We start from the raw sequence: 26,854 nt of genomic DNA, 5'->3' as shown, positions 1-26,854 counted from the left end.
GATGCCGAAGCGTGACGACATCAAGTCCGTGATGGTGATCGGCTCGGGGCCGATCATCATCGGACAGGCCTGCGAGTTCGACTACTCCGGCACCCAGGCCTGCCGGGTGCTCAAGGCCGAGGGCCTGCGCGTGGTCCTGGTCAACTCCAACCCGGCGACGATCATGACCGACCCCGAGTTCGCCGACGCGACGTACGTCGAGCCGATCACGCCGGAGTTCGTCGAGAAGGTCATCGCCAAGGAGCGCCCCGACGCGCTGCTGCCGACGCTGGGCGGCCAGACCGCGCTCAACGCCGCGATCGCGCTGCACGAGCGCGGCGTGCTGGAGAAGTACGGCGTCGAGATGATCGGCGCCAGCTTCGAGGCGATCCACCGCGGTGAGAACCGCGAGCTGTTCAACGGGATCGTCGAGAAGGTCGGCGGCGAGGTCGCGCGCAGCGTGGTCTGCCACTCGCTCGACGACTGCGAGAAGGCCGTGGCCGAGCTGGGCTACCCGGCTGTGGTGCGCCCGTCGTTCACGATGGGCGGCACCGGCTCCGGCATCGCGTACGACGAGGGCGACCTGGCCCGCATCGCGGGCGCCGGCCTGGCCGCCAGCCCGACCACCGAGGTGCTGATCGAGGAGTCGATCATCGGGTGGAAGGAGTACGAGCTGGAGGTGATGCGCGACAAGGCCGACAACGTCGTCATCGTCTGCTCGATCGAGAACCTCGACCCGATGGGCGTCCACACCGGCGACTCGATCACGGTCGCCCCCGCGATGACGCTCACCGACCGCGAGTACCAGCACCTGCGCGACCTCGCCATCGGCATCATCCGCGAGGTCGGCGTCGACACCGGCGGCTGCAACATCCAGTACGCCGTCAACCCGGCCGACGGCCGGGTGATCGTGATCGAGATGAACCCCCGGGTGTCCCGGTCGAGCGCGCTGGCGTCCAAGGCGACCGGCTTCCCGATCGCCAAGATCGCGGCCAAGGTGGCGATCGGCTACACGCTCGACGAGATCCCCAACGACATCACCACCCGTGAGGACGGGTCGAGCACGCCTGCGGCCTTCGAGCCGACCCTCGACTACGTCGTGGTGAAGGTGCCACGGTTCGCCTTCGAGAAGTTCCCGGGCGCAGACCCGCGGCTGACCACCCACATGAAGTCGGTCGGCGAGGCGATGGCGATCGGTCGCAACTTCACCGAGGCGCTGCAGAAGGCGCTGCGCTCGCTGGAGAGCAAGGATGCAGTCTTCGACTGGCACCAGGAGTGGGTCGACCTCGACAAGGCCGCCCTGCTGGAGGAGATCCGTTCCCCGCACGACGGCCGGCTGAAGAAGGTCATGGACGCGCTCCGGGCCGGGGCCACTCCGGAGGAGATCTTCGACGCGACCGCCATCGACCCGTGGTTCGTCGACCAGCTGGTGCTCATCAACGAGGTGGCCGCCGAGGTCACCGCCGCGCCCGAGCTGACGCCCGAGCTGCTGCGCACGGCCAAGCGCCACGGCTTCTCCGACGTCCAGATCGGCAAGATCCGCGGCATGACCGCCGACGTCGTCCGCGGGGTCCGGCACGCGCTGGGCATCCGGCCGGTGTTCAAGACCGTCGACACGTGTGCCGCCGAGTTCGCGGCGGCGACGCCGTACCACTACTCGTCGTACGACGAGGAGTCCGAGGTCGAGCCGCGCGAGAAGGAAGCGGTGATCATCCTCGGCTCCGGTCCGAACCGGATCGGCCAGGGCATCGAGTTCGACTACTCCTGCGTGCACGCGTCCCTGGCGCTCGCCGAGGCCGGCTACGAGACGATCATGGTCAACTGCAACCCCGAGACCGTCTCGACCGACTACGACACCTCCGACCGGCTGTACTTCGAGCCGCTGACGCTCGAGGACGTCCTCGAGATCGTGCACGCCGAGGAGCAGGCGGGCCCGGTCGCCGGCGTGATCTGCCAGCTCGGTGGCCAGACCCCGCTGGGCCTCGCGCAGGGGCTGAAGGACAACGGCGTCACGATCGTCGGCACCTCGCCCGAGGCCATCCACCTCGCCGAGGAGCGCGGCGCCTTCGGCCGTGTGCTGGCCGAGGCCGGGCTGCCCGCCCCGAAGCACGGGATGGCCACGTCGTTCGCCGACGCCAAGCGGATCGCCGACGAGATCGGCTACCCGGTGCTGGTGCGGCCGTCGTACGTCCTGGGCGGCCGCGGCATGGAGATCGTCTACGACGACGACGCGCTGGAGGGCTACATCGAGCGCGCCACCGAGATCAGCCCGGAGCACCCGGTGCTGTCGACCGGTTCATCGACGACGCCGTCGAGATCGACGTCGATGCGATCTTCGACGGCGAGGAGCTCTTCCTCGGCGGCGTGATGGAGCACATCGAGGAGGCCGGCATCCACTCCGGCGACTCCTCGTGCGCGCTGCCGCCGATCACCCTCGGCGAAGCCGAGATCGGCCGGATCCGCGAGGCGACCGAGGCGATCGCGCGCGGGGTCGGGGTGCGCGGGCTGCTCAACATCCAGTACGCCCTCGGCTCCGACGTGCTCTACGTGCTCGAGGCCAACCCGCGGGCCAGCCGGACCGTCCCGTTCGTCTCCAAGGCCACCGCCACGCCGCTGGCGAAGGCCGCCGCCCGGGTGATGCTCGGCGAGTCGGTCGCGTCGCTGCGGAAGGCCGGGGTCCTCCCGGCCGAGGGCGACGGCGGCACGCTGCCGGGCGACCAGCCCATCGCGGTCAAGGAGGCGGTGATGCCGTTCAACCGGTTCCGGACCCCCGACGGCCGCAACGTCGACACGGTGCTGGGCCCGGAGATGAAGTCGACCGGCGAGGTGATGGGACTCGACGCCGACTTCGGCACGGCGTTCGCGAAGGCCCAGACGGCGGCGTTCGGGTCCCTCCCGCTCGCCACCAAGGAGGGGGGCGCCCGGGTGTTCGTGAGCATGGCCAACCGGGACAAGCGCCACATGATCTTCCCGATCAAGGTCCTCTCCGACCACGGCTTCGAGATCCTGGCGACCCAGGGCACGGCGGAGGTGCTGCGCCGCAACGGCGTGCGCGCGAAGGTGGTGCGCAAGCACTTCGAGGGCACGGGTCCGGACGGCGAGAAGACGACCGTGCAGCTGATCCTCGACGGCGAGATCGACCTGGTCATCAACACGCCGCACGGTGCGACCGGCGGCGGCTCCGCACGCGTGGACGGCTACGAGATCCGCACCGCCGCGATCATGGCCAACATCCCGTGCATCACCACGGTGCAGGGGCTGGGCGCCGCGGTACAGGGCATCGAGGCGCTCGACCGTGGCGAGATCGGCGTACGCAGCCTCCAGGACTGGGCCCTGCGCAGGGCGGGTTCGTGACCGCTCCCTACCGGCTGCTGTTCGACCACGTCCTGACCCGGACCGACGCCGAGCGCGCGCACCACACGGCGTTCCGGGCGATCCGGGCGGGCGGGCCGGTGCTCGGCCGCGTCCCGACCCCGGGTCGTCCGGTCGAGGCGATGGGGCTGACCTTCCGCAACGTCCTGGGCCTGGCCGCCGGCTTCGACAAGAACGCCGTCGGCGTCGACGCGCTGGCCGCGCTGGGCTTCGGCACGTCGAGGTCGGCACCGTGACCGGGGAGGCGCAGCCCGGGAACCCCAAGCCGCGCCTGTTCCGGCTGCCCGAGGACCGTGCGGTCGTCAACCGGATGGGCTTCAACAACGACGGCGCCGAGGCCGTGGCCCGGCGGCTGGCCGCCCGTGCGCAGGCGACGGGTCGGCGAGGAACCATCCTGGGCATCAACATCGGCAAGACCAAGGTGGTGCCCGAGGACGACGAGTCGGCGGTGCTGGCCGACTACGAGAAGAGTGCGCGGCTGCTCTCGCCGTACGCCGACTACCTCGTGGTCAACGTCAGCTCGCCGAACACCCCGGGCCTCCGCAACCTGCAGGCGGTCGAGCGGCTGCGCCCCCTCCTCGAGCACGTGCGCCGCACGGTCGACGCGGTCACCGAGGCGCGGGTGCCGCTGCTGGTCAAGATCGCCCCGGACCTGAGCGACGACGACGTGCTGGCGGTGGCCGACCTGGCCGGCGCGATCGGCCTGGACGGCATCATCGCCACCAACACCACGATCTCCCGCGAGTGCCTGCGCACCCCCGCGACGCGGGTCGAGGAGATCGGCGCCGGGGGACTCTCGGGGCGGCCGCTCACCGCCCGTGCCCTCGAGGTGATGCGCCTGCTCCGCGGCCGGGTCGGCGACGACCTCACCCTGATCGGGGTCGGCGGGATCACGACCGTCGAGGACGCGCGGGCCCGCCTCGACGCGGGAGCCACGCTCCTCCAGGGCTACAGCGCCTTCATCTACGAGGGGCCCTTCTGGCCGCGTCGGATCGTCGCCGGGGCGTCCGGGTGACCCAGACCGCCCGGCCCGGGCCCGTCCACGTCACCGGTGAGCTGCTGGCGACGAAGAAGATCGGCGCCTACCACCACCTCACGCTGGTCGCGCCGGGCGTGGCTGAGGGCTTCCGCCCCGGCAACTTCCTGGCCGTGTCCGTCAGCGAGTCGCGGCTGGCGCGGCGCTCGTTCTGGATCCACCGGGTCAAGCCGGTCGGCGGCTACGGCGCCGCCCTCGAGCTGGTGGTCGAGGCGGTCGGCCCCGGCACCACCTGGCTCACCCGCCTGGCCCGGGGAGCAGGCTCGAGGTGACCGGCCCGCTCGGCCGGCCCTTCGCGCTTCCCAAGGAGCCCGTCAGCTGCGTCCTGGTCGGTGAGGGCTACGCTGCCGCCCCGCTGTTCCCGCTCGCCGAGCGGCTGCGCGAGCGCGGCTGCACCGTGACGCTGGTCGTGGCGGGCCCCGACGAGGCCCACCTGCTGTCCGCCCTCGAGGCACGCCGCTCCGCCCGGGCGGTCACGGTGGTGACCGAGGACGGCTCGGTCGGACGCCGTGGCTTGGTCGCTGATGTCATCGCGGAGGTCCTGACCAAGGCCGCGGCCGAGGTCGTCTACGCCGCCGGCCCGGTGCCCACGCTGCACGCCGTCGCGGCGGCCGCCGAGGCCCACGGCGCCTGGAGCCAGACCGCCCTCGAGCGGCCGCTCACGTGTGCCACCGGCCTCTGCCACGGCTGCGCGGTCCCCGTGGTCGGGGAGGCCGGGATCTCGCGCACCGCCCGCGCCTGCGTCGACGGCCCCGTGCTGCGCGGCGACCGGGTGCGCTGGACCGACCTCAGGACCGACCTGTCGGCCGAGCCGGAGGCCGCCCGGTGACCGACCTCGCCGGCCTGCGCCTGGCCTCGCCCGTGCTGGTCGCCTCCGGCTGTGGGGGCACCGGCCGCGAGCTCGCGGCGTACGGCCCGCTCGCCGAACTGGGCGGCTTCGTCACCCGCACGCTCACGCTCAACGCGCGCCCGGGCGGCCCGCAGCCCCGGATCCTGGAGACACCGTCCGGGCTGGTCCACGCGGTCGGGCTGCAGAACCCCGGCCTCGAGGGCTTCCTGGCCACCGAGCTGCCGTGGCTGGCCCAGCAGGGCGCCCGCATCATCGTCTCGATCGCCGGCAGCTCGCTGGGGGAGTACGCCGAGCTGGCCCGGCGCCTGGGGGGCTCGCCGGGGGTCTCGGCGATCGAGGTCAACCTCTCGTCCCCGGACGCCCCCACCACCGGGGTCTTCGACGTGCGCGAGCCGTTCCACGCCGCCAGCGTCGTCGCCGCCGTCCACCGCGACCTGCCCCGCGGCGTGCCGGTGCTCGCCAAGCTGCGCGCCGACGTGGTGCGGGTCGTCGAGAGCGCCCGCACGGTGCTCGACGCCGGAGCCGCCGCGGTCGTGGTGGGCAACGCGCTGCCGGCAGCGATGCCTGACGGCCGCCAGGCCGGGCTCAGCGGACCGGCCATCCTCCCGGTGGCCCTGCGCTGCGTGGCCGACCTCCGCGCCGAGCTCCCGGACGCCGAGGTCGTCGGCGTGGGCGGCATCACCACGGCCGAGGACGCCCGGAGCTTCCTGGCTGCAGGCGCGACCGCCGTACAGATCGGCACCGCGTTGCTGCACGACCCCACGACTGCCGCGCGGGTGGCCGCGGAGCTGCGCGACGGCGTACCCCTGCACACTGGCACGAGCACGAGCACCGACTGAGAGGCACCGCATGACCTTCGGGACCCGACTCCACGCCGCGATCGCCGAGCGTGGCCCCCTGTGCGCGGGGATCGACCCGCACGCCTCGCTCCTGCGGGAGTGGGGGCTCGACGACGACGTCGCCGGGCTGGAGCGGTTCGCGCTGACCGCCGTCGAGGGCCTGGCCCCGCACGTGTCGGTCATCAAGCCCCAGTCGGCGTTCTACGAACGCTTCGGCAGCCGCGGCATCGCGGTGCTGGAGCGGGTGGTCGCCGACTCCCGCGCGGCCGGGGCGCTGGTCCTGCTGGACGTGAAGCGGGGCGACATCGGCTCGACCTCCCAGGCGTACGCCGACGCCTACCTCGACCCCTCCTCGCCGCTCGCCGTGGACGCGATCACCGCCAGCCCCTTCCTCGGGTTCGGCTCGCTCGACCCGATGGTCGAGACCGCCCGCCGTCACGACGCGGGGCTCTTCGTGCTCGCCCTCACGTCCAACAAGGAGGGCCCCGAGGTGCAGCACGCCCGCGTCGACGGAGACGGGACCGTGGCCGGCCGGATGCTGGACCACCTGCGGGAGCTCAACCGTGGGGCCGAGCCGCTCGGCTCCTTCGGAGCGGTCGTCGGCGCCACGATCGGGGAGACCGGCGAGCGGCTCGACGTCAACGGCCCCCTGCTCGCCCCCGGGTACGGCGCCCAGGGTGGCACCGTCGCCGACCTCCGCCGGATCTTCGGGACGGCCGCCGGTGCGGTGCTGCCGAGCTCCAGCCGCGGGCTCCTCGGCGCCGGCCCGGACGCCAAGGCGCTGGGCGAGGCCGCGCGCCGCGCCAACGACGAGCTGGCGGTGCTGCGCTGATGAGGACCTGGATCGCGGTCCTGGCCCTCACCCTGCTGCCGCTGGCCGCCGGGTGCGGAAACCGCACCGACGACTACTGCTCGGCGGTCAAGGACCACCAGGAGGAGCTCACGAAGATCACCGGCGACGGTGGCCAGGACTCGCTGATCAAGGCCCTCTCGATCTTCGAGGACCTGCAGGGCAAGGCCCCCAGCGACATCACCGACGAGTGGCAGCAGGTCGTGAGCCGGATCAAGGCCCTCGACGACGCGCTGCAGGCCGCCGGCGTCGACCCCGCGACGTACGACCGCACCAAGCCGCCGCAGGGCCTGACCACCGAGCAGAAGGCGCGCATCGACGCGGCCGCGCGCGAGCTCGGCAGCGGCGAGACGCTGGCGGCCCTGCAGGGGCTGGACCAGGAGGCCCGCGACGTGTGCCAGACCTCGCTCACGCTCTGAGACACGGCGCCCAGCGGGGCGCCGCGCCGTTAATTGCTGCGCACGCCGGTTCTGACTAGATTGACCCAGCACCGAGCCCGACCCGGCCCCACCGCGACCGAAGGACCTGACGCACGTGGCTTTGCCCCCGCTCACCCCCGAACAGCGCCAGGCGGCCCTCGACAAGGCCGCCGCCTCCCGCCGGGAACGGGCCGAGGTGAAGAACCGGCTCAAGAACTCCGGCGCCTCCATCGTCGACGTCCTCCGCGAGGGTCAGGACAACGAGGTCATCGGCAAGATGCGGGTCGTCGACCTGCTGCAGTCGATGCCCGGTCTCGGCAAGGTCCGCGCGCGCCAGGTCATGGAGCGGCTCGGCATCGCTGAGAGCCGCCGGGTGCGCGGGCTCGGGACCAAGCAGGTGGCCGCGCTCGAGCGCGAGTTCGCCTCGCGTGACTGAGCCCCACTCCTCGGAGGCCGGCGCGCGTCGCTCGCGCCTGGTCGTCCTCGCCGGCCCGACCGCGGTCGGCAAGGGCACCGTGGCCGCCGCCGTCCGGGAGACGCACCCCGAGGTCTGGATCTCGGTGTCCGCCACCACCCGTCGGCCGCGGCCGGGGGAGGAGAACGGCGTCCACTACTGGTTCGTCTCCGAAGCCGAGTTCGACCGGATGGTCGCCGAGGACGAGCTGCTCGAGTGGGCGGTCGTGCACAAAGCGGCCCGCTACGGCACGCCCCGGCGGCCCGTGGAGGCGGCGCTCGCGGCCGGCCGTCCCCGCCATGCTCGAGATCGACCTGCAGGGTGCCCGCCAGGTGCGCGGCACGATGCCCGAGGCGCTCTTCGTCTTCCTCAAGCCCCCGTCGTGGGAGGAGCTGGTCCGACGGCTGGTGGGCCGGGGGACCGAGACCGAGGAGGAGCGGACCCGCCGGCTGGTCACCGCCCGCGAGGAGCTGGCCGCCGAGCCGGAGTTCGACGTCACCATCGTCAACCACGAAGTTCACGCCGCAGCCGAGCAGTTGGTAACCTTGATGACGGTGGGAGAGGAGCGTCCCTCGCTCCGGCCCGACCAGCCCTGATTCGATCCCTATCTGACCCAGCGAGGCTTCACGCGTGTCTGCCCCCAACATCGCCGCCGAGGGTGTCACCAACCCCTCGATCGACGACCTGCTCACCAAGACCGACAGCAAGTACAAGCTGGTCCTCTACAGCGCCAAGCGCGCCCGTCAGATCAACGCGTACTACTCCCAGCTCGGCGAGGGGCTGCTGGATACGTCGGCCCGCTGGTCGACACCCACGTCCAGGAGAAGCCGCTCTCGATCGCGCTGCGCGAGATCAACGACGACCTGCTCACCTGCGAGGACGTCGACCCCGCCGAGCTCGCCGCCGAGGAGGCTGCCGCCAAGGCCGCTGCCCTCGAGTCGGGGTTCAGCTCGCCCGAGTGACTCTGCTCTGACAGGCTGGCACCATGACCAGCAGTGACGACGTGGCCGCCTCCCGCGATGGGGGGCGGCCTCGCGTCGTCCTCGGGGTCAGCGGCGGGATCGCGGCGTACAAGGCCTGCGAGCTGCTGCGCCGGCTCACCGAGTCCGGCCACGACGTCACCGTCGTCCCGACCGCAGCCGCCCTGGAGTTCGTGGGTGCCCCCACCTGGGCGGCCCTGTCCGGCAAGCCGGTGGCCACCGACGTGTGGAGCGGCGTCCACGAGGTGCCGCACGTGCGCATCGGGCAGACCGCCGACCTGGTGGTCGTCGCGCCGGCGACCGCGGACCTGATGGCCAAGGCTGCGCACGGGCTGGCCGACGACCTGCTCACCAACACGCTGCTCACGGCGCGCTGCCCGGTCGTGTTCGCCCCGGCCATGCACACCGAGATGTGGGAGCACGCCGCCACCCGCGACAACGTCGCCACCCTGCGGTCCCGCGGGGCCCTGGTGATCGAGCCCGCCGAGGGCCGCCTGACCGGCAAGGACACCGGCAAGGGCCGGCTGCCCGAGCCCGGCGAGATCTTCGAGGTGTGCACCGAGGTCCTCGCGCGCGGCGCCGGCGACCTCGACCTGGCCGGACGCCGGGTCGTCGTCTCGGCCGGTGGCACCCGCGAGTACCTCGACCCGGTGCGCTTCCTGGGCAACCGGTCCTCGGGGCTGCAGGGCTACGCCCTGGCCCGGGCCGCGGCCGCGCGGGGCGCCGACGTCACCCTGGTCAGCGCCAACGTCACGCTGCCCGACCCCGCCGGCGTCAAGGTGGTGCGGGTCGAGACGACCGCCCAGCTGCGCCAGGAGGTCGTGGCCGCGGCTGCATCGGCCGACGCCGTGGTGATGGCGGCCGCGCCCGCCGACTTCCGGCCCACCGCGGTCAGCCACGCGAAGATCAAGAAGGCCTCCGACGGCTCGGCGCCGCCGATCGAGCTGGCCCAGAACCCCGACATCCTCCACGAGATCAGCACCGATCGCGCCCGCAGCGGGTCGGTCATCGTCGGCTTCGCCGCCGAGACGGGCGACGACACGGGCTCCGTGCTCGAGCTGGGCCGGGCCAAGCTGGCCCGCAAGGGCTGCGACCTGCTGGTCGTCAACGACGTGAGCGGGGGAGCGGTGTTCGGCAGTCCCGACAACGAAGCGGTGATTCTCGGTGCCGACGGCGCCGTGACCGACGTACCCTACGGCTCGAAGACCGCACTGGCGCGCGTCATCTGGGACGAAGTGACCAGGCGCCTGCAAGATTGAGACCGGTGTCCCGCAGTTCGGGACGATCGTTATCGTTGTCTCGAATGACCATCGAACGGGAGTGGGTAGCACTGTGGCTGGACGTCTCTTCACGTCGGAGTCGGTGACCGAGGGTCACCCGGACAAGATCGCCGACCAGATCAGTGACTCAGTCCTGGACGCGATGCTCGCGCAGGACCCGCACAGCCGGGTCGCCGTCGAGACGCTGCTGACGACCGGCCTGGTCGTCGTGGCCGGCGAGGTCGACACCACCGGCTACGTGGACATCAAGAAGATCGTCCGCGACCGGATCCTCGAGATCGGCTACGACTCCTCCGCGAAGGGCTTCGACGGTGAGTCCTGCGGCGTCATGGTCGCCATCGGTGGTCAGTCCGGTGACATCGCCCAAGGCGTCGACACCGGCCACGAGAGCCGCACCGGCTCGGTGGACGCGATGGACAAGCAGGGTGCCGGCGACCAGGGCCTGATGTTCGGCTACGCCTGCGACGACACCGAGGTGCTGATGCCGCTGCCGATCGTGATCGCGCAGCGCCTCGCCGAGCGCCTCTCGGCGGTCCGCAAGGACAAGACCCTGGAGTACCTCCGTCCGGACGGCAAGACCCAGGTCACCATCGAGTACGACGCCGACAACCGCCCGGTGCGCGTCGACACGGTGGTGCTCTCGACCCAGCACGCCGGGGAGACCGAGCTCGGCACCCTCGAGAGCGACATCAAGAAGCACGTCATCGACCCGGTGCTCGAGACCTTCGCGATCCCCTCCGAGGGCTACCGCCTGCTCGTGAACCCGACCGGTCGCTTCGTCGTCGGCGGCCCGATGGGTGACGCCGGCCTGACCGGTCGCAAGATCATCGTCGACACCTACGGCGGCATGGCCCGCCACGGTGGCGGTGCCTTCTCCGGCAAGGACCCGTCGAAGGTGGACCGCTCCGCGGCGTACGCCATGCGCTGGGTGGCCAAGAACGTCGTCGCCGCGGGCCTGGCCCGCCGCTGCGAGGCCCAGGTCGCCTACGCGATCGGCAAGGCCCAGCCCGTCGGCGTCTTCGTCGAGACCTTCGGCACCGGCACCGTCCCCGACGAGGACATCCAGCGCGCCGTCCTCGAGGTCTTCGACCTGCGCCCGGCCGCGATCATCCGCGACCTCGATCTGCTGCGCCCGATCTACGCCAAGACCGCCGCCTACGGCCACTTCGGCCGCGAGCTCCCGGAGTTCACCTGGGAGCGCACCGACCGCGCCGACGCGCTCAAGGCCGCCGCCGGCCGCTGAGGCCTCGTCGTCGCCACAGGAGTCCCCGGCTGACCGGGGACTCCTGTGGTTGTCGGCCGCTTCACCGGCCGACAACCGTGGGAACCCCCTGACAACCCCACGCCGAGACGGCGCCGCCGGACACGTCGGCGCCCGCTGGTAGAACTGCGCCCATGACCGACCCCGAGGAGCAACCCGAGCTGCTGCCCGGGATGGTCCGGGCGAGCGTCAAGGCCTCCCAGGCCAAGGCCCGAGCGACCCGGGCCCGCAAGGCCGCCGAGGCCGAGGTCACCGACGTCGACCCCGTCGCGCGCGTGCTGGTCGACGTCCCGCTCGCCCACCTCGACCGGCCCTTCGACTACGCCGTCCCGGCGGCGATGGCGGCGGCCGCGCAGCCGGGGGTGCGGGTCAAGGTCCGCTTCGCCGGCCAGGACGTCGACGGCTACGTCGTCGCCCGTGCGGCCGAGTCCGACCACGGGGGCCGCCTGGCCCCGCTGCGCCGGGTGGTCAGCGACGAGCGGGTGCTCAGCCCCGAGGTCGCGGGCCTGACCGCCGACCTCGCCGAACGCTACGCCGGGGCCCGGGCCGACGTGCTGCGCCTGGCCGTCCCGGCACGGCACGCCACGACCGAGAAGCAGGCCTCGACCCCGGCGCCGGCTCCGTCGGCGTGGGACCGCTCGGCGGCGTCCGCCGCCTGGGCCGGGCACGAGCCCGCCGAGGCCTTCCTCCACCACCTCGCCGACGGCGGCAGCCCCCGGGCGGTGTGGACGGCCGCGCCCGCCACTGACTGGCCCCTGGCGCTCGCCCACGCCGCGGCCGCGACCTACTCCGGGGGTCGCGGCGCCCTGCTCTGCGTGCCCGACGGCAAGGACGCCGCCCGGGTCGACCGGGCGCTCACCGCCGTGCTGGGGGAGGGCCACCACGTGCTGCTCACGGCCGACTCCGGCCCGGCCCGCCGCTACCGCGACTTCCTGGCCGTCAGCCGGGGCGCGCGCCGGGTCGTCGTCGGCACGCGTGCAGCGGGCTTCGCGCCGGTGCACGACCTCGGCCTGGTCGCGATCTGGGACGACGGCGACGACCTTCACGCCGAGCCGCGCGCGCCGTACCCCCACACCCGCGAGACCCTCCTGCTGCGCGCCGAGCGCGAGGGCGCGGCAGCCCTGGTCGGTGGCTTCGCCCGCACCGTCGAGTCCGAGTACCTGCTGCGCACCGGCTGGGCACGAGAGCTCGCCGCGCCGCGGGCGGTCGTGCGCGAGCGGGTGACGGTCGGCATCGCGGGCGCGTCCGACCACGACCTCGAGCGCGACCCGATGGCGCGCGCGTCGCGCATCCCCCGTCAGGTCCACGACGCGATCCGCTCCGGCCTGCAGCGTGGCCCGGTGCTCGTCCAGACGCCGCGGACCGGGTACGCCGCGTCGCTGGCCTGCGAGCGCTGCCGCACCCCGGCACGGTGCTCGGCCTGCTCCGGCCCGCTCGCGCTGACCGGGCCGACGACCCCGCCCGCCTGTCGCTGGTGCGGCGCCGTCGCCGACGGGTGGGCGTGCGCGCACTGCGGGCACCGCGGCCTGCGGGCGCCCGTTCTCGGCGACGCCCGCACCGCCGAGGAGCTCGGGCGCACCTTCCCGGCGATCCGGGTCCGGACCTCCAGCGGCGACCGGGTGCTCGCCGAGGTCGACGACGAGCCGGCGATCGTGGTCGCCACCCCGGGCGCCGAGCCGGTGGCCGAGGGCGGTTACGCCGGGGTGGTCCTCCTCGACACCTGGCTACTGCTGGGGCGCACCGACCTGCGCACCGAGGAGGAGGCGCTGCGCCGCTGGAGCAACGCGGCCGCGCTGGTCCGGCCTGGGGGCTCGGTCGTCGCGGTCGGGGACCCGGCCCACCCGGCCCTCCAGGCGCTCGTGCGGTGGGACCTCGCCGGGTTCGCGGCCCGCGAGATGCACGAGCGGCACGAGGCCCACCTGCCGCCCGCCAGCCGGATCGCGACGATCACCGGCGACCCCGGGGCGATCGACGACGCCCTGACCCTGCTCGACGCCCCGGCCGGCGCGGAGGTCCTGGGGCCGGTCCCGGTGGCCGAGGGCGAGAGCCGGGTGGTGGTGCGAGTGCCGCGCGCCCAGGGTCGGGCGCTGTCGCGGGCACTCGGCGACCTGCAGCGGATGCGCTCCAGCCGCAAGCTCGCCGCCATCCGCATCCAGGTGGACCCGGCGACCCTCTGAACGTGCGATCCCTAGACTGTCCTCGCATTCCCCCAGTGCCTCGCATACCCCAGTGCAAGGAGTCCCGTGGCCATCCAGCCCATCCGTCTGTTCGGCGATCCGGTGCTGCGCAAGCCGGCGATCGAGGTCGTCGACTTCGACAAGGAACTGCGCAAGCTCGTCGCCGACCTCACCGACACGATGCTCGAGGCCCCCGGAGCCGGCCTCGCCGCGCCGCAGATCGGCGTCGGGCTGCGGGCCTTCACCTGGAACGTCGACGGCCAGGTCGGCCACCTCGTCAATCCGCGCCTCGAGCTCTCCGAGGAGGCGCAGGAGGGTCCCGAGGGGTGCCTGTCCATCCCCGGGCTCACGTTCGACTGCCGGCGCGCGCTCTCCGTGGTCGCGCACGGCTTCGACATGTACGGCGAGCCCGTCACCATCGAGGGCTCGGAATACCTCGCCCGCGCGATCCAGCACGAGACCGACCACCTCGACGGGGTGCTCTTCGTCGACCGTCTCGACGGCGAGGCCCGCAAGGCGGCCATGCGGGCGATCCGCGAGTCGGACTGGTTCGGCCTGGAGAAGCCGACGGTCAAGGTCTCCCCGCACGCCACCCGCGGACTGGGGTTCTGACCGCTGATGCGCCTGGTCTTCGCCGGCACCCCCGAGGTGGCCGTCCCCTCCCTCGACGCCCTCGCCGGCTCCCACCACGAGGTCGTCGCCGTCGTCACCCGCCCCGACGCCCCGGCCGGCCGTGGCCGCAGGCTGGTCGCCAGCCCGGTCGCACTGCGCGCGGAGGAGCTCGGGATCCCGGTGCTCAAGCCCGAGCACCCGCGTGACCCCGAGTTCCAGGACGCGCTGCGCAACCTGCGCCCCGACTGCTGCCCGGTGGTCGCCTACGGCGCGCTGCTCCCGCAGTCCGCGCTCGACATCCCCGTCCACGGCTGGGTCAACCTGCACTTCTCGGCGCTGCCCGCCTGGCGGGGCGCCGCCCCGGTCCAGCACTCGCTGTGGGCCGGCGACGAGGTCACCGGGGCGACCACCTTCCGGATCGTCAAGGAGCTCGACGCCGGGCCGACGTTCGGCGTGATGACGGAGCGGATCCGGCCCGACGACACCGCCGGCGAGCTGCTGGCCCGGCTCGCCGAGGGCGGCGCGGGGCTCCTGGTCGCGACCCTCGACGGCATCGAGGACGGATCGCTGGTGGCCCGTCCCCAGCAGGAGGAGGGCGTCAGCTTCGCCCCCAAGATCACCGTCGAGGACGCGCGCGTGGACTGGTCCGAGCCCGCCGTGGCCGTCGACCGCCGGATCCGCGCCTGCACACCCGGCCCCGGCGCCTGGTCCACCCATGACGGTGAGCGGATCAAGATCGGCCCGGTGGCGACGGCCCCCGAACGCGAGCCGCTGGCGCCGGGTGCGCTCGAGGTCACCAAGAACGCCGTGTACGTCGGCACCGCCACCGTCCCGGTCCGGCTCGGCGAGGTGAAAGCCCACGGGCGCAAGCTGATGGGCGCGGCCGACTGGGCGCGCGGCGTGAGACTCGAGCCGGGAGCTCGCTTCGCATGACCGGTGACCTGGCTCCCGATACCGTCGGGGTCATGACCCGCCGGGCTTGTGCCGACGACATCCACGAGCTGTGCATGTCACTGCCCGAGGTCGAGTTCGGGACCTCCTGGGGGGACCGGCCGACGTACAAGGTCCGCGGCAAGGGGTTCCTGCTCCACCGCGCGCCCCACCGCACCGCGGTGGACCCGGAGACAGGGGAGATGTACGACGACCTGCTCGTGATCGTGACCGCCTCGGCCGAGGAGAAGGAGGCGCTGGTCGGCGACGAGCGGCTGCCGTTCTTCACGATCGACCACTTCCGCGGCTACAACGCCGTGCTCGTCCAACAGTCCCGACTGGACGAGATCGACCGCGCCGAGCTCGCCGAGGTCATCACCGACGCGTGGCTCGCCAAGGCGCCGCGCACGCTCGCAAGGAAGTTCCTCGATGGTTGACGCCCGCAGGCCGGCCGGGCGCCCCGGACCGCGCGCCGACACCAGGCAGGGCAGCCGACCGGACACCCGGCCCGGACCCGCGGCACGCGGCAAGGTCGACCCGGCGCGGCTGGCCGCGCTCGACGTCCTGAAGGCCGTGCGCGTCGACCAGGCCTACACCAACCTCGTGCTCCCCGCGGTGCTGCGCCATCACGGGCTGACCGGTCGCGACGCGGCCTTCGTGACGGAGCTGGCCTCGGGCACCATCCGGCGACGCGGCACCTACGACGCGATCCTGGCGGCCTGCGTCGACCGGCCGCTGAGCAAGGTCGAGGCCAAGGTGCTCGACGCGCTGCGCCTCGGCGCCCACCAGCTGCTGTCGATGCGGGTGCCCACACACGCGGCCATCAGCACCACGGTGGACCTGGTCCGGGCCAAGGTCAGCTCCGGTGCGGCGGGCTTCGCCAACGCTGTCCTGCGCCGGGTCGCCGAGCAGGAGCTGGACGACTGGATCGGCCGCGTCGCGCCCGACCCCCGGGTCGCGCCGGTGCGCTACGCCTCGATCGCCTACAGCCACCCGCAGTGGGTCGTGGAGGAGCTGCGCAACGCCGTCGGGTGGACGGAGCTGCACGACCTGCTGGCGGCCGACAACGAGCCGCCGCGGGTCACCCTCGTGGCCCGGCCGGGTCGGGCCACTCGCGAGGAGCTGCCGGGAGAGCCGACCCCCTGGTCGCCCTACGGCGTCGTGCTCGAGGGTGGCGACCCCGCCGGCGTCCCGGCGGTGGCTGAGGGCCGGGCCGGCGTCCAGGACGAGGGCTCGCAGCTGGTCGCCATGGCCCTGGCGGCGGCTCCCGTCGAGGGCGACGACTCCACCTGGCTGGACCTCTGCGCCGGCCCCGGCGGCAAGGCGGCCCTCCTGGCCGCCCTCGCCGGGCGGCGCGGCGCCCGGCTGGTCGCGGGCGAGCGCCAGCCGCACCGCGCCCGGCTCGTCGCCCGGTCCCTCGCGGGGGCCGACGGCGTCCTCGGCATCGTGGCCGCCGACGGGACCTCACCGCCGTGGGCGCCGGGCACCTTCGACCGGATCCTGGTGGACGCGCCCTGCACCGGGCTGGGTGCGCTGCGCCGTCGCCCGGAGGCGCGCTGGCGGCGCAAGGCCGACGACCTGCTCTCGCTGGTGCTGCTGCAGCGCTCACTCGTCGGCTCGGCGCTCGACCTGGTCCGACCGGGTGGCGTGGTCCTCTACGCCACCTGCTCACCCGTGCTCGCCGAGACCGAGGGCGTGGTGAAGTCCGTGCTGCAGACCCATCCGGACGCCACGCTCGAGGATGCGACGACCCTGCTCCCCGGCGTCCCCAACTGTGCCGGCCCCACTCCCGGGACGGTGCAGCTCTGGCCGCACCGCCACGGCACCGACGCGATGTTCATGGCGCTCTTCCGCAAGGGGTGACGGCTCAGCTCCAGGCTCAGTCCTCGAGCACGTGGCGCAGGTAGCGCTCTGGAGCCTCGAGGTAGGCCTTCCAGTGCTGGACCAGCTCGAGCTCGGCCCACGTCGTACGCCGCAGTCCCCATTCGCCGACCTCGAGCAACGTGGCGCCCGGCATCGCGGCGAGCACGGGGGAGTGGGTGGCACAGAGCACCTGACCCCCGGACTGGACGACGTCGTGCAGCACCGCGACCAGGCCCAGGACCGAGGAGAACGACAGGGCCGCCTCCGGCTCGTCGAGGCAGTAGAACCCGGAGGAGTTGAAGCGCGTGCGCAGCACCTCCAGGAACGACTCGCCGTGGCTCATCTCGTGGAAGCGCGGGTCGTGCGGGGCCGAGTGGTCCTCGAGGTAGGTGTACCAGCCGTGCATCGTCTCGGCCCGGAGGAAGAACCCCCCACCGGCTGGACGCGAGGCCGCGGTCGATCGCAGCAGCCGGCCGAGGTCGGACTCCGAGGCCCGTGTGGAGTGGTGTCCCTGTGTCGAGCCGCCTCGGGGGAGAGCCCGAAGGCCATCGCGATGCCCTCCACGAGCGTGGACTTGCCCGAGCCGTTCTCCCCGACCAGGAACGTGACGCCCGGGGCCAGCTCGATGCCCTCAGCGACCACCTGGGCGACGGCCGGCACGGTCAGCGGCCACTGCCTCGGCGCCAGCGGTGGCCGCTGGGGGTCGGCGTACGCGCGCACCACCGGGGGCTGGTTGAAGTCCATGTCCGCACCGTACGACCGCGAACCCCTTAGATGAGCGCATGCCCGCGAAGTCACCCTCGGTCGAGATCGAGGTGGATGACCGGTGGTCCGGGTCAGCAACCCCGATCGGGTCTACTTCCCCGACAGCGGAGCCACCAAGCTGGACCTGGTCGAGTACTACCTCGCGGTCGGCCCGGGGATCGTGAACGCGCTATTCGAACGGCCCTGCATGCTGCACCGCTTTCCGAAGGGGCTGGCCGGGGACAAGGTGCACCAGAAGCGGCTGCCCGCGGGAGCCCCACCCTGGGTGGAGACCGTGCGACTGCACTTCCCCCGCTGGAACCGCACCGCAGACGAGCTGTGCGTCACCGAGCTGGCGAGTGTGATCTGGGCGGTCCAGATGTCAACGGTCGAGTTCCACCCGTGGAACAGCCGGCGCGAGGACACCGAGAAGCCCGACGAGTGGCGCATCGACCTCGACCCGGGGCCGGCCAGCGACTACGACCAGGTGCGCAAGGTCGCCCATGTCGCCCACGAGGTGCTCGACGAGCTCGGGGCCACCGGCTTCCCGAAGACCAGCGGCAGCAAGGGCATGCACGTCTACGTCCGGATCGCCCCGGACCACGGCTTCAAGGAGGTACGACGGGCGGCGCTGGCCTTCGCGCGCGAGGTGGAGCGACGTGCGCCCAAGGACGTCGACCTGACCTGGTGGCGGAAAGACCGCGACCCAGCGACGATATTCGTCGACTACAACCAGAATGCGCGCGACCACACCATCGCCGCGGCGTACTCGGTGCGCGGCCTGCCCGACGCCCGGGTCTCGACCCCGATCCGCTGGGACGAGGTGGATGCCGTCGACCCGCGTGACTTCACCATCTTCACGGTGCCCGAGCGCTTCGCCCGGATCGGGGACCTGCACGCCGACATCGACGACCACGTCTACGACATCGCGCCGCTGCTGGAGTGGGCCGACCGTGACGAGCGGGACGGCGCGGCCCCGCCCGCGGACCCGGAGGAGGAGTCGTGACCGGGGTCGATCTCCAGGCCCTCTAGGATCGTCGCCCGTGGGTATCCAGATCACGCCGAGCATCCTGAACGCCGACTTCGCCGACCTCGGGGCCGAGGTCGCCCGGATCGGCAGCGCCGACTGGGTGCACGTCGACGTGATGGACAACCACTTCGTCCCGAACCTCACCTTCGGCCCGACCATGGTCGAGGCGCTGGCGCGGTCGACCGACACCCCGCTCGACGCCCACCTGATGATCGAGACCCCGACCGCAACGCGCTGGCGTACGTCGAGGCCGGCTGCGGCTCGGTGACGTTCCACGTCGAGGCCGCCAAGGCGCCCGTGCGGCTCGCCCGTGAGCTCCGCTCCCACGGGGCGCGGGCCAGCATGGCGCTGAAGCCCGCCACGCCCATCGAGCCCTACGAGGACCTGCTGCCCGAGCTCGACATGCTGCTGATCATGACCGTCGAGCCCGGCTTCGGCGGCCAGAAGTTCCTCGACCTGTGCCTGCCCAAGATCCGTCGCGCCCGCGCGATGATGGACAAGCACGGGATCGAGACCTGGCTGCAGGTCGACGGGGGAGTCTCGCTGGAGACCATCGAGCGGTGCGCCGAGGCCGGCGCCGACGTGTTCGTGGCCGGCTCGGCGGTCTACTCCGCGACGACCCCGACACGATGGTGGCCGACCTGCGCGCGAGGGCCGAGGCCGCCGTCCGGTAGGTCCAGCCGACCCACGCCCGGGCTCGAGCCTGCGCGAGCTCGGGCATCGTCGCCTCGCGGGGATGATGGGCCGGCGCCGAACGCCCCTGATCCTGCTCGAGGCAGGCAACCTCGCGTCCGGAGTCGGCAACGGGATCGCGATGGTCGTGCTGCCGTGGCTGGTGCTCCAGGTCACCGGCAGTGCCTCTGCCGCCGGAGCCGTTGCCGCGGCGACGTTGCTGCCCCTGCTCGTCGCCAGCCTGTTCGTCGGCACGATCGTCGACATGGTCGGTCGCAAGCGGGTGGCGATCCTCTCCGACGTGATCAGCGGCCTGAGCGTGGCTGCGATCCCGGTTCTCGGGCTGCTCGACCAGCTGAACGTCGCATGGCTGATCGGCCTGGCGGTGGTCGGGGCCGTGCTCGACCCGGCCGGCTACACAGCCCGCGAGGCCATGCTCCCGGGCGCCGCCACGGCTGCCGGGTGGGCGTGGGACCGCGCCAACGCGGTGCACGAGGCGGTCTTCGGCGTCGCCTACCTCCTGGGGCCGGGCCTCGGTGGTCTGCTGATCGGTTTCGTCGGCCCCGAGTCCGCGCTCTGGGGAACGGCAGCGGGGTTCGCGCTGGCGGTGGCCTCGACCGCCCTGCTCCGGGTCCCGGGTTCCGGTCGTCCGGCGCAGCACGAGCGGCCCGGGAGCGTGTGGCGCGGCACGACCGAGGGCCTGGTGTTCGTCTGGCGGCAGCCGCTCCTGCGCGACACCACCCTGCTGTGCTGCCTGCTGGTCTCGGCCTACCTCCCTTTCGAGTCGGTCATCCTGCCGGTCCACTTCACTGCCCTGGACCGGCCTGGTCAGCTCGGCCTGGTCGTGACCGCGATGAGTGGCGGCGGGGTGGTCGGCTCGCTGTGCCACCCGTGGTTCGTGGACCGGTGGGGTCGCTACCGGGTGTTCGTGGGCAGCGTGATCACGGCCTGCGTGGCCCTCCTCGGCCTGGCCTCGCTGCCACCGCTGGGCGTCATGCTCTGCCTCGCGACGCTGACGGGACTGTTCTGGGGGCCGGTGCAGCCGATCCTCAACCTCGCGATGCAGGTCCTCACCCCGGAGCCGATGCGCGGCCGGGTGATCGGAGTGATCACCTCGGCGACGTACGCCGCGGGGCCGCTCGGTCTGGTGCTCGCCGGACCGGCCGTGGACGCCTTCGCGGTGCTGGCCACGTCGCTCACCCTTGCCGGGATCGTGCTGGCTGCGGCCTTCCTGACCCTGCTCCCCGACACGCTCCACCAGCTCGACGATCTGCGGGAGCCCGACGCGGAGCACCTCGTGCAGGCCGCCGTGCCCACCCCGCACCCGGCCCACGTCGCCATGCCTCCGCACGATGTCGGGGAGGCCTGACCGGGCCCGGAGCTGTGGGCCACCTCACCGGGCCATGCGCGGGGGCATGTGGCAAACTGGACCCGACGAGTTCAATTACTCGCGTGCTCTGGGGTCGGTGTAATTCCGAGCCGGCGGTGACTGATGGATGCCTCGCATCACTCAGAAGTCCGCGACCCGGTCACAGCCAGTGACCGGTTGACCAGGTGAAATTCCTGGACCGACGGTGAAAGTCCGGATGGGAAGCGCACGCAGGTGAGGCCACCGCCGTCCGTCATCGACGGAGGAGCACGTGGCACCGCCGTCGCCCCGGAGTCCGTGAGCGGACCAGGAAGGGGCCGAGCGGATGCCGTCCACCCAGTTCGAGCAGCGCGCGATGCGCCGTGCGCTCGAGCTCGCCGCGACGCCCGGCGTGCCCCTGGGACCCAACCCCCGCGTCGGTTGCGTGCTCGTCGACGACTCCGGCCGCACGGTGGCCGAGGGCTTCCACCGCGGCGCCGGCAGCCCTCACGCGGAGGCCGACGCGCTCGCCCGGGCCGGCGGCTCCGCCCGCGGCGCCACCGCCGTCGTCACCCTCGAACCGTGCAACCACACCGGACGCACCGGCCCCTGCGCGGAGGCGCTGGTCGAGGCCGGCGTACGCCGTGTGGTGTTCGCGCAGCGCGACCCCAACCCGGTCGCGGCCGGCGGGGGCGCGACCCTGCGGGCCGCCGGTGTCGAGGTAGACGCTGGCCTGCTCGAGGACGAGGCCCGGGCGCTGAACCGGGTCTGGACCTTCGCGGTCGACCACCAGCGTCCTTTCGTCACCTGGAAGTTCGCCGCCACCCTCGACGGCCGCAGCGCGGCTGCGGACGGGACCAGCCGCTGGGTCTCCAGCGCGGCGGCGAGGCTCGACACCCACCGGCTCCGGGCACTGTGCGACACGATGCTGGTCGGCACCAACACGGTGGCCGTCGACGACCCCCGGCTCACGGTCCGTGACGAGCACGACCGGCCGCTGGCCGAGCAGCCGCTCCGCGCGGTGATGGGAGAGCGCGACCTCGACCCCGGCCGCCGTGTCTTCGACGGCGTCCCGGGCGAGAGCGTGCACCTGCGCACCCGCGACCCGCACGCCGCCCTCGCCGAGCTGCACGCCCTCGACCGCCAGCACGTCTTCCTCGAGGGCGGCCCGACCCTCGCGGCGGCCTTCCTGCGCGCCGGCCTCGTCGACGAGATCGTCGCCTACGTCTCGCCGATGCTGCTCGGCGCCGGCCGCCAGGCTGTCGCGGACCTCGGAATCACCACCATCACCGACGCGTTGCGCCCGACGGTCACCGACGTGACCGTCCTCGACGGACTCGACGGCGAGGCCCCCAACGTCCGCCTCACCATGACCACGCAGAACCGAACGGAGACCTGATGTTCACCGGAATCGTCGAGGAGCTCGGCACCGTCGAGGTGGTGGAGGACCAGGGCGACGCCGTCCGCCTCACCATCCGGGCGGCCACCGTGCTCGAGGACGTCGGCCTGGGTGACTCGATCGCCGTCAACGGGTGCTGCCTCACCGTGGTCTCGACCGAGCCGTCCGTCGACGGCGGCGCCGCGGAGCTGTGGACCGCCGACGTCATGCAGGAGACGCTGGACAAGACCAGCCTCGCCGGGGTGGCACCGCAGGACCGGGTCAACCTCGAGCGTGCGGTCACCGTCGACAAGCGTCTCGGTGGACACATCGTGCAGGGCCACGTCGACGGTGTCGGCACCATCGTGCGCCGCACCCCGAGCGAGCACTGGGAGGTCGTCGAGATCGCGATGCCGGCCGGCCTGTCCCGCTACCTGGTCGACAAGGGCTCGATCACCGTCGACGGCGTCAGCCTCACCGTGGTGGAGGCAGGCACCGACGCCTTCACGGTCAGCCTCATCCCCGAGACCCTGGCCCGCACCACGCTGGGCCTCAAGCGGGCCGGCGACCTGGTCAACCTCGAGGTGGACGTCCTCGCCAAGCACGTCGAGAAGCTGCTCGCGGCCGGCTACCTCGACCGGCTGGCTCCGCACTCGGACGGGGAGGCCGGCTGATGCTCGACTGGCTCCTGCACGGCACGATCCCCGTCGGCGACACCGGCCTGTCGGTGCGCGAGGTGGTCGGCAACCTCTTCGGCCTGGCCAGCGCCCTGCTCGGGATGCGGCGCCGCGTCTGGGCCTGGCCGGTCGGTCTGGTCGGCAACGTGCTGCTCTTCACCGTGTTCGTCAGCGGCGAGCTGAGCGGGCAGACCGGCGGCGAGCCGCTCTGGGGCCAGGCCGGGCGCCAGATCATGTTCGCCGCGGCCAGCCTCTACGGCTGGTGGCGCTGGACGCGGACCCGCGACGCGGTCGACGGTGGCGCCATCACGCCACGCTGGGCCACCGGCGTCGAGCGCCTGCTGCTGGTCGGACTGGCCGTCGTGGGCTACGCGCTCTCCTACGCGCTGCTGCAGCGGATCGGGTCGTGGAACCCCACGACCGAGGCGTGGATCCTCGCCGGGTCCCTGCTGGCGACGTACGGCATGGCGCGCGGCTGGGTCGAGTTCTGGCTGGTCTGGGTCGCCGTCGACGCGGTCGGCGTGACCACCCTGATCCAGGCCGGCTACTACCCGACCGCGGGCATGTACCTGTTCTACGGCGGCTTCTGCGTCGTCGGCTTCACCGCCTGGTGGCGGGCCACCCGCACGGCGACCCCGGAGGCCGCCACCCTCGAAGGAGCACACGCATGAGCGAGCAGCACCACAAGGTCCGCCTCGACACCGTCGAGCGGGCGATCGCCGACATCGCCGCCGGCAAGGCGGTCGTGGTCGTCGACGACGAGGACCGGGAGAACGAGGGCGACATCATCTTCGCGGCCAGCAAGGCCACCCCGGAGCTGATGGCGTTCACGATCCGGCACAGCAGCGGCGTGATCTGCGTGCCGATGCCGGCCGCCATGCTCGACCGTCTCGAGATCCCGCTGATGACCCCGCACAACAAGGACAAGCTGCGGACCGCCTACACGATCTCCGTCGACGCCCGCGACGGGGTCACCACGGGGATCAGCGCCGCCGACCGCGCTCACACCGCGCGCGTGCTCGCCGACTCCGCGACCGAGCCGTGGGAGGTCACCCGCCCCGGCCACGTCTTCCCGCTGCGCTACCGGGAGGGCGGCGTGCTCGTGCGGCGCGGGCACACCGAGGCCGCGGTCGACCTGGCCACGCTGGCCGGCCTGACGCCGGCCGGGGTGCTGGTCGAGGTGGTCAACGACGACGGCACGATGAAGCGCGCGCCCGAGCTGCGCGCCTTCGCCGACGAGCACGGGCTGGCGATGATCTCGATCGAGGACCTGGTCCGCTACCGCCGCCGTCACGAGACGCTGGTCGAGCGCGTGGCCGAGACCCGGTTGCCGACCCGCCACGGCGACTTCACGGCGTACGGCTACCGGATCACCGTGGACGACTCCGAGCACATCGCGCTGGTGTACGGCGACGTGTCCGGCTCCGAGCCGGTGCTGACCCGGGTGCACTCCGAGTGCCTGACCGGCGACGTCTTCGGCAGCCACCGCTGCGACTGCGGACCGCAGCTCGACGAGGCGCTGGAGCGGATCGTGGAGGAGGGCCGCGGGGTGGTGGTCTACCTGCGCGGGCACGAGGGCCGGGGGATAGGCCTGGTCGCCAAGCTGCAGGCCTACCAGCTCCAGGACGGCGGGCGCGACACGGTCGACGCCAACCTCGACCTCGGGCTGCCCGCCGACGCGCGGCACTACGGCACCGCCACCCAGGTCCTGCGCGACCTGGGCATCACCACGGTGCGGCTGCTCACCAACAACCCCGACAAGGTCAGCAACCTCGAGGACTTCGGGGTCGCGGTGGCCGAGCGGGTCCCGCTGACCCCGCACCCCAACGACCACAACCTCGCCTACCTGCTGACCAAGCGTGACCGGATGGGCCACGTGCTGCCCGACCTGACCGACGAGCTGACCCCGAACGGAGCCTGACCGATGAGTGGAGCCGGAGCCCCGGACCAGAAGCCCGTCGACTGCCACGACCTGCGCGTGGCCGTCGTCGCGGCCAGCTGGCACGAGCAGGTCATGGACGGCCTGCTCGACGGCGCCCTGCGCGCCTGCCGCGACTTCAAGGTCGAGGCGCCGTCCGTCGTCCGGGTGCCGGGCACCTTCGAGCTGCCGGTGGTGGCCGCCGCTCTCGCCGCGCAGGGGTACGACGCCGTGGTGGCGCTCGGCGTGGTGGTCCGCGGAGGCACCCCGCACTTCGACTACGTCTGCAACGCGGCCACCGACGGCCTCACCCGGGTGGCCCTCGACCACCAGACCGCCGTCGGCTTCGGGGTGCTGACCTGCGACGACGACCAGCAGGCCCTCGACCGGGCCGGCCTCGAGGGGTCGAAGGAGGACAAGGGCTACGAGGCCACCTCCGCCGCGCTGCTCACCGCCCAGACCCTGCGGACCATCAAGCGCGGCTACGAGCACTGACGCTCCGCCGGAGCCGGGCCGTCACGCGGCGATCGTGCGGTGTGGGCCACGTAACCGCGGGTCGGCGCTGGTGGACGCGACGCAACGACGGGGCGGCGGACGCCGTAGGGTGGTCGATCGTGAAGACGTTCGACGAGCTCTGGGCCGAGCTCAACGAGAAGGCCCGCGAGCGACCCGCGGGGTCCGGCACCGTCGCTCAGCTCGACGCCGGGGTCCATGCGATCGGCAAGAAGCTGGTCGAGGAGGCCGCCGAGTCCTGGATGGCCGCCGAGCACGAGGGCAAGGAGCGCACGGCCGAGGAGATCAGCCAGCTGCTCTACCACGCCCAGGTGCTCATGCTCGCCAGCGGCATCAGCCTGCACGACGTCTACACCCACCTCTGAGGAAGCCATGAGTGCCCCCCTGCTGAGGGTCGCGGTCCCCAACAAGGGCTCGCTGTCCCAGTCCGCGTCCGACATCCTGCGCGAGTCCGGCTACCGCCAGCGCCACGACTCCAAGGAGCTCACGCTCGTCGATGCCGAGAACGGCGTCGAGTTCTTCTACCTGCGTCCGCGCGACATCGCGCTGTACGTCGGCGAGGGCACCCTCGACGTCGGCATCACGGGTCGTGACCTGCTCCGCGACTCCGGGGCGAAGGCCGACGAGGTGCTCGAGCTCGGCTTCGGCCGCAGCCGCTTCCACTTCGCCGGCCCCGTCGGGAAGTTCTCCGACCTGAGCCAGCTGGCCGGCACCCGCATCGCCACGTCGTACGTCGGCGTCGTTCGCGCCTTCCTGGAGGAGCACGGGATCGACGCGACCGTGACCCGGCTCGACGGCGCGGTCGAGACCAGCATCCAGCTCGGCGTGGCCGACGTGATCGCCGACGTCGTCGAGACCGGCAGCACGCTGCGCCAGGCCGGCCTGGAGACCTTCGGCGAGGTGATCCTGTCCTCGGAGGCCGTGGTGGTCACCCGCGCCGGATCGGTGCCGTCCGGCTTCGAGGTCTTCAAGCGCCGCCTCGAGGGCGTCCTGGTGGCCCGCAGCTACGTGATGATGGACTACGACATCCGCCGCGAGCACGTCGCCGCCGCGGTGGCGCTCACGCCCGGCATCGAGAGCCCCACGGTCTCCCCGTTGCATCGTGAGGGCTGGGTCGCGGTCCGCGCCATGGTCCCGCGCGCCGGCGCCCAGCGGTTGATGGACGAGCTCTTCGACCTGGGTGCCCGCGGCATCCTGCTCACCGACATCCATGCCTGCCGGCTCTGACGTGCCGGGCGAGCTCGCCCTCCCGCACACCTGGCGTCCGTTCGGGGTGCGGCTCGCCGGGATCGTGTTCGGCGGCGCGCTGCTCCTGGTGTGCGGCTTCGCCTGGTTCTCCTTCGACGCCGAGACGCGCGCGAAGTTCACGATGTTCCAGCGCGGGACGCTGGTCTTCCTGGGCCTGCTGGCCTTCGCCGTGTGGTACGCCCTGGTCCGCTCGCGCGTGGTCGCCGAGCCCGACAAGCTCGTCGTGGTCAACGGCTACCGCCGTCGGGAGTACGACTGGGCCGAGATCGTCGCGGTGCACCTGCCGCCGGGGGCGCCCTGGGTGACCCTCGACCTGAGCGACGGCACGACCGCCTCGGCCCTCGGCATCCAAGGGTCCGACGGGGCGCGGGCCCACACCGCGGTGCGTCAGCTGCGCACGCTCGTCAACCGCTGACGGCGCTGG

28 protein-coding genes, 4 pseudogenes and 1 riboswitch are annotated in these 26,854 nt (G+C 72.8%); of the genes and pseudogenes, 30 read left to right on the top strand and 2 right to left on the bottom strand.

Annotated features, from left to right (window positions below):
* Position 1: 1 nt before the first annotated feature.
* The 18 genes and pseudogenes from carB (at position 2) to H0S67_RS13130 (ending at position 16,902) form a co-directional block, all read left to right on the top strand.
* Positions 2-3,333, top strand: a pseudogene (gene carB, locus H0S67_RS13210) (carbamoyl-phosphate synthase large subunit).
* Positions 3,330-3,587: a dihydroorotate dehydrogenase gene (locus H0S67_RS28215; protein ID WP_246354719.1), complete on the top strand. Its 258-nt coding sequence runs from the start codon at positions 3,330-3,332 to the stop codon at positions 3,585-3,587. The pseudogene carB and the gene H0S67_RS28215 overlap by 4 nt, the downstream one beginning before the upstream one ends.
* Complete coding sequence (locus H0S67_RS13205) at positions 3,584-4,366, top strand: quinone-dependent dihydroorotate dehydrogenase (RefSeq protein WP_246354718.1); 783 nt, start codon at positions 3,584-3,586, stop codon at positions 4,364-4,366. The genes H0S67_RS28215 and H0S67_RS13205 overlap by 4 nt, the downstream gene beginning before the upstream one ends.
* The gene (locus H0S67_RS13200; RefSeq protein WP_180933436.1) at positions 4,363-4,659 is read left to right on the top strand and encodes a ferredoxin reductase domain-containing protein; all 297 of its coding nucleotides are present in this window, start codon (positions 4,363-4,365) and stop codon (positions 4,657-4,659) included. Before H0S67_RS13205 ends, H0S67_RS13200 begins: the two co-directional genes overlap by 4 nt.
* Positions 4,656-5,216: an iron-sulfur cluster-binding protein gene (locus H0S67_RS13195; RefSeq protein WP_180933435.1), complete on the top strand. Its 561-nt coding sequence runs from the start codon at positions 4,656-4,658 to the stop codon at positions 5,214-5,216. The genes H0S67_RS13200 and H0S67_RS13195 overlap by 4 nt, the downstream gene beginning before the upstream one ends.
* Positions 5,213-6,076, top strand: coding sequence for a tRNA-dihydrouridine synthase (locus tag H0S67_RS13190; RefSeq protein WP_180933434.1), 864 nt, complete (start codon positions 5,213-5,215; stop codon positions 6,074-6,076). Before H0S67_RS13195 ends, H0S67_RS13190 begins: the two co-directional genes overlap by 4 nt.
* Positions 6,077-6,086: 10 nt before the next feature.
* Positions 6,087-6,908, top strand: coding sequence for an orotidine-5'-phosphate decarboxylase (pyrF, locus tag H0S67_RS13185; protein WP_180933433.1), 822 nt, complete (start codon positions 6,087-6,089; stop codon positions 6,906-6,908).
* A complete protein-coding gene (locus H0S67_RS13180) occupies positions 6,908-7,345 on the top strand; it encodes a hypothetical protein (protein ID WP_180933432.1) in 438 nt (145 codons plus the stop codon). Before pyrF ends, H0S67_RS13180 begins: the two co-directional genes overlap by 1 nt.
* 115 nt (positions 7,346-7,460) lie before the next feature.
* The gene (gene mihF / locus H0S67_RS13175) at positions 7,461-7,781 is read left to right on the top strand and encodes an integration host factor, actinobacterial type (RefSeq protein ID WP_180933431.1); all 321 of its coding nucleotides are present in this window, start codon (positions 7,461-7,463) and stop codon (positions 7,779-7,781) included.
* Positions 7,774-8,395 (top strand): annotated as a pseudogene (gene gmk, locus H0S67_RS13170) (guanylate kinase). The gene mihF and the pseudogene gmk overlap by 8 nt, the downstream one beginning before the upstream one ends.
* A 34-nt stretch (positions 8,396-8,429) precedes the next feature.
* Positions 8,430-8,761, top strand: a pseudogene (gene rpoZ, locus H0S67_RS13165) (DNA-directed RNA polymerase subunit omega).
* A gap of 23 nt (positions 8,762-8,784) precedes the next feature.
* Positions 8,785-10,038: a bifunctional phosphopantothenoylcysteine decarboxylase/phosphopantothenate--cysteine ligase CoaBC gene (gene coaBC / locus H0S67_RS13160; RefSeq protein WP_180933430.1), complete on the top strand. Its 1,254-nt coding sequence runs from the start codon at positions 8,785-8,787 to the stop codon at positions 10,036-10,038.
* Between the two features lie 73 nt (positions 10,039-10,111).
* The gene (gene metK / locus H0S67_RS13155; RefSeq protein WP_180933429.1) at positions 10,112-11,302 is read left to right on the top strand and encodes a methionine adenosyltransferase; all 1,191 of its coding nucleotides are present in this window, start codon (positions 10,112-10,114) and stop codon (positions 11,300-11,302) included.
* Between the two features lie 152 nt (positions 11,303-11,454).
* Positions 11,455-13,497: a primosomal protein N' gene (locus H0S67_RS13150; protein ID WP_180933428.1), complete on the top strand. Its 2,043-nt coding sequence runs from the start codon at positions 11,455-11,457 to the stop codon at positions 13,495-13,497.
* Positions 13,498-13,563: 66 nt separating this feature from the next.
* The gene (gene def / locus H0S67_RS13145) at positions 13,564-14,109 is read left to right on the top strand and encodes a peptide deformylase (protein WP_180933427.1); all 546 of its coding nucleotides are present in this window, start codon (positions 13,564-13,566) and stop codon (positions 14,107-14,109) included.
* Between the two features lie 6 nt (positions 14,110-14,115).
* Entirely contained in the window at positions 14,116-15,042 is a 927-nt protein-coding gene (fmt, locus tag H0S67_RS13140; protein ID WP_180933426.1) for a methionyl-tRNA formyltransferase, read from the top strand.
* 32 nt (positions 15,043-15,074) lie between these two features.
* Positions 15,075-15,476: an MmcQ/YjbR family DNA-binding protein gene (locus H0S67_RS13135; RefSeq protein WP_180933425.1), complete on the top strand. Its 402-nt coding sequence runs from the start codon at positions 15,075-15,077 to the stop codon at positions 15,474-15,476.
* A complete protein-coding gene (locus H0S67_RS13130) occupies positions 15,469-16,902 on the top strand; it encodes an RsmB/NOP family class I SAM-dependent RNA methyltransferase (RefSeq protein ID WP_180933424.1) in 1,434 nt (477 codons plus the stop codon). The genes H0S67_RS13135 and H0S67_RS13130 overlap by 8 nt, the downstream gene beginning before the upstream one ends.
* Before the next feature lie 16 nt (positions 16,903-16,918).
* On the opposite strand, the gene H0S67_RS25300 is transcribed toward H0S67_RS13130, so the two are convergent.
* Together H0S67_RS25300 and H0S67_RS25295 are read right to left on the bottom strand one after the other, a co-directional pair.
* A complete protein-coding gene (locus tag H0S67_RS25300; RefSeq protein ID WP_246355444.1) occupies positions 16,919-17,308 on the bottom strand; it encodes a hypothetical protein in 390 nt (129 codons plus the stop codon).
* A complete protein-coding gene (locus tag H0S67_RS25295) occupies positions 17,242-17,544 on the bottom strand; it encodes an AAA family ATPase (RefSeq protein WP_246355375.1) in 303 nt (100 codons plus the stop codon). Before H0S67_RS25295 ends, H0S67_RS25300 begins: the two co-directional genes overlap by 67 nt.
* Between H0S67_RS25295 and H0S67_RS25290 the strand changes: the two genes are divergently transcribed.
* The 12 genes and pseudogenes from H0S67_RS25290 (at position 17,471) to H0S67_RS13070 (ending at position 26,845) form a co-directional block, all read left to right on the top strand.
* The gene (locus H0S67_RS25290; protein WP_246355443.1) at positions 17,471-17,680 is read left to right on the top strand and encodes a hypothetical protein; all 210 of its coding nucleotides are present in this window, start codon (positions 17,471-17,473) and stop codon (positions 17,678-17,680) included. The genes H0S67_RS25295 and H0S67_RS25290 overlap by 74 nt on opposite strands.
* Positions 17,681-17,728: 48 nt before the next feature.
* On the top strand, positions 17,729-18,652 hold the full coding sequence (gene ligD, locus H0S67_RS13120) for a non-homologous end-joining DNA ligase (protein WP_246354717.1): 924 nt from the start codon (positions 17,729-17,731) through the stop codon (positions 18,650-18,652).
* Between the two features lie 37 nt (positions 18,653-18,689).
* Positions 18,690-19,350: pseudogene (gene rpe / locus H0S67_RS13115) on the top strand (ribulose-phosphate 3-epimerase).
* A gap of 62 nt (positions 19,351-19,412) precedes the next feature.
* A complete protein-coding gene (locus H0S67_RS13110; RefSeq protein WP_180933423.1) occupies positions 19,413-20,717 on the top strand; it encodes an MFS transporter in 1,305 nt (434 codons plus the stop codon).
* A 79-nt stretch (positions 20,718-20,796) separates the two neighbouring features.
* Positions 20,797-20,951: riboswitch (FMN riboswitch) on the top strand.
* A gap of 91 nt (positions 20,952-21,042) precedes the next feature.
* Positions 21,043-22,095 carry a bifunctional diaminohydroxyphosphoribosylaminopyrimidine deaminase/5-amino-6-(5-phosphoribosylamino)uracil reductase RibD gene (gene ribD / locus H0S67_RS13105; protein ID WP_246354716.1) on the top strand — a complete coding sequence of 351 codons (1,053 nt, stop codon included), beginning with the start codon at positions 21,043-21,045 and terminating at the stop codon, positions 22,093-22,095.
* The gene (locus H0S67_RS13100; RefSeq protein ID WP_180933422.1) at positions 22,095-22,748 is read left to right on the top strand and encodes a riboflavin synthase; all 654 of its coding nucleotides are present in this window, start codon (positions 22,095-22,097) and stop codon (positions 22,746-22,748) included. Before ribD ends, H0S67_RS13100 begins: the two co-directional genes overlap by 1 nt.
* Positions 22,748-23,422, top strand: a complete 675-nt coding sequence (gene pnuC, locus H0S67_RS13095) for a nicotinamide riboside transporter PnuC (RefSeq protein ID WP_180933421.1) — start codon at positions 22,748-22,750, stop codon at positions 23,420-23,422. The genes H0S67_RS13100 and pnuC overlap by 1 nt, the downstream gene beginning before the upstream one ends.
* Positions 23,419-24,672: a bifunctional 3,4-dihydroxy-2-butanone-4-phosphate synthase/GTP cyclohydrolase II gene (locus tag H0S67_RS13090; RefSeq protein WP_180933420.1), complete on the top strand. Its 1,254-nt coding sequence runs from the start codon at positions 23,419-23,421 to the stop codon at positions 24,670-24,672. The genes pnuC and H0S67_RS13090 overlap by 4 nt, the downstream gene beginning before the upstream one ends.
* 3 nt (positions 24,673-24,675) lie before the next feature.
* A complete protein-coding gene (ribH, locus tag H0S67_RS13085) occupies positions 24,676-25,164 on the top strand; it encodes a 6,7-dimethyl-8-ribityllumazine synthase (protein ID WP_180933419.1) in 489 nt (162 codons plus the stop codon).
* A 119-nt stretch (positions 25,165-25,283) separates the two neighbouring features.
* Positions 25,284-25,547, top strand: a complete 264-nt coding sequence (locus H0S67_RS13080) for a phosphoribosyl-ATP diphosphatase (RefSeq protein ID WP_180933418.1) — start codon at positions 25,284-25,286, stop codon at positions 25,545-25,547.
* A 7-nt stretch (positions 25,548-25,554) separates the two neighbouring features.
* Positions 25,555-26,409: an ATP phosphoribosyltransferase gene (hisG, locus tag H0S67_RS13075; RefSeq protein WP_219635261.1), complete on the top strand. Its 855-nt coding sequence runs from the start codon at positions 25,555-25,557 to the stop codon at positions 26,407-26,409.
* Positions 26,393-26,845 carry a PH domain-containing protein gene (locus H0S67_RS13070; protein ID WP_246354715.1) on the top strand — a complete coding sequence of 151 codons (453 nt, stop codon included), beginning with the start codon at positions 26,393-26,395 and terminating at the stop codon, positions 26,843-26,845. Before hisG ends, H0S67_RS13070 begins: the two co-directional genes overlap by 17 nt.
* The last annotated feature ends 9 nt before the right edge of the window (positions 26,846-26,854 follow it).

The sequence above is a fragment of the Nocardioides ungokensis genome, from assembly GCF_013466985.1.
In the GTDB taxonomy this organism is placed as follows: Bacteria; Actinomycetota; Actinomycetes; order Propionibacteriales; family Nocardioidaceae; genus Nocardioides; species Nocardioides ungokensis.
Note: the sequence above shows the minus strand (reverse complement) of the source record. Positions and strands in the feature narration are given on the sequence as shown.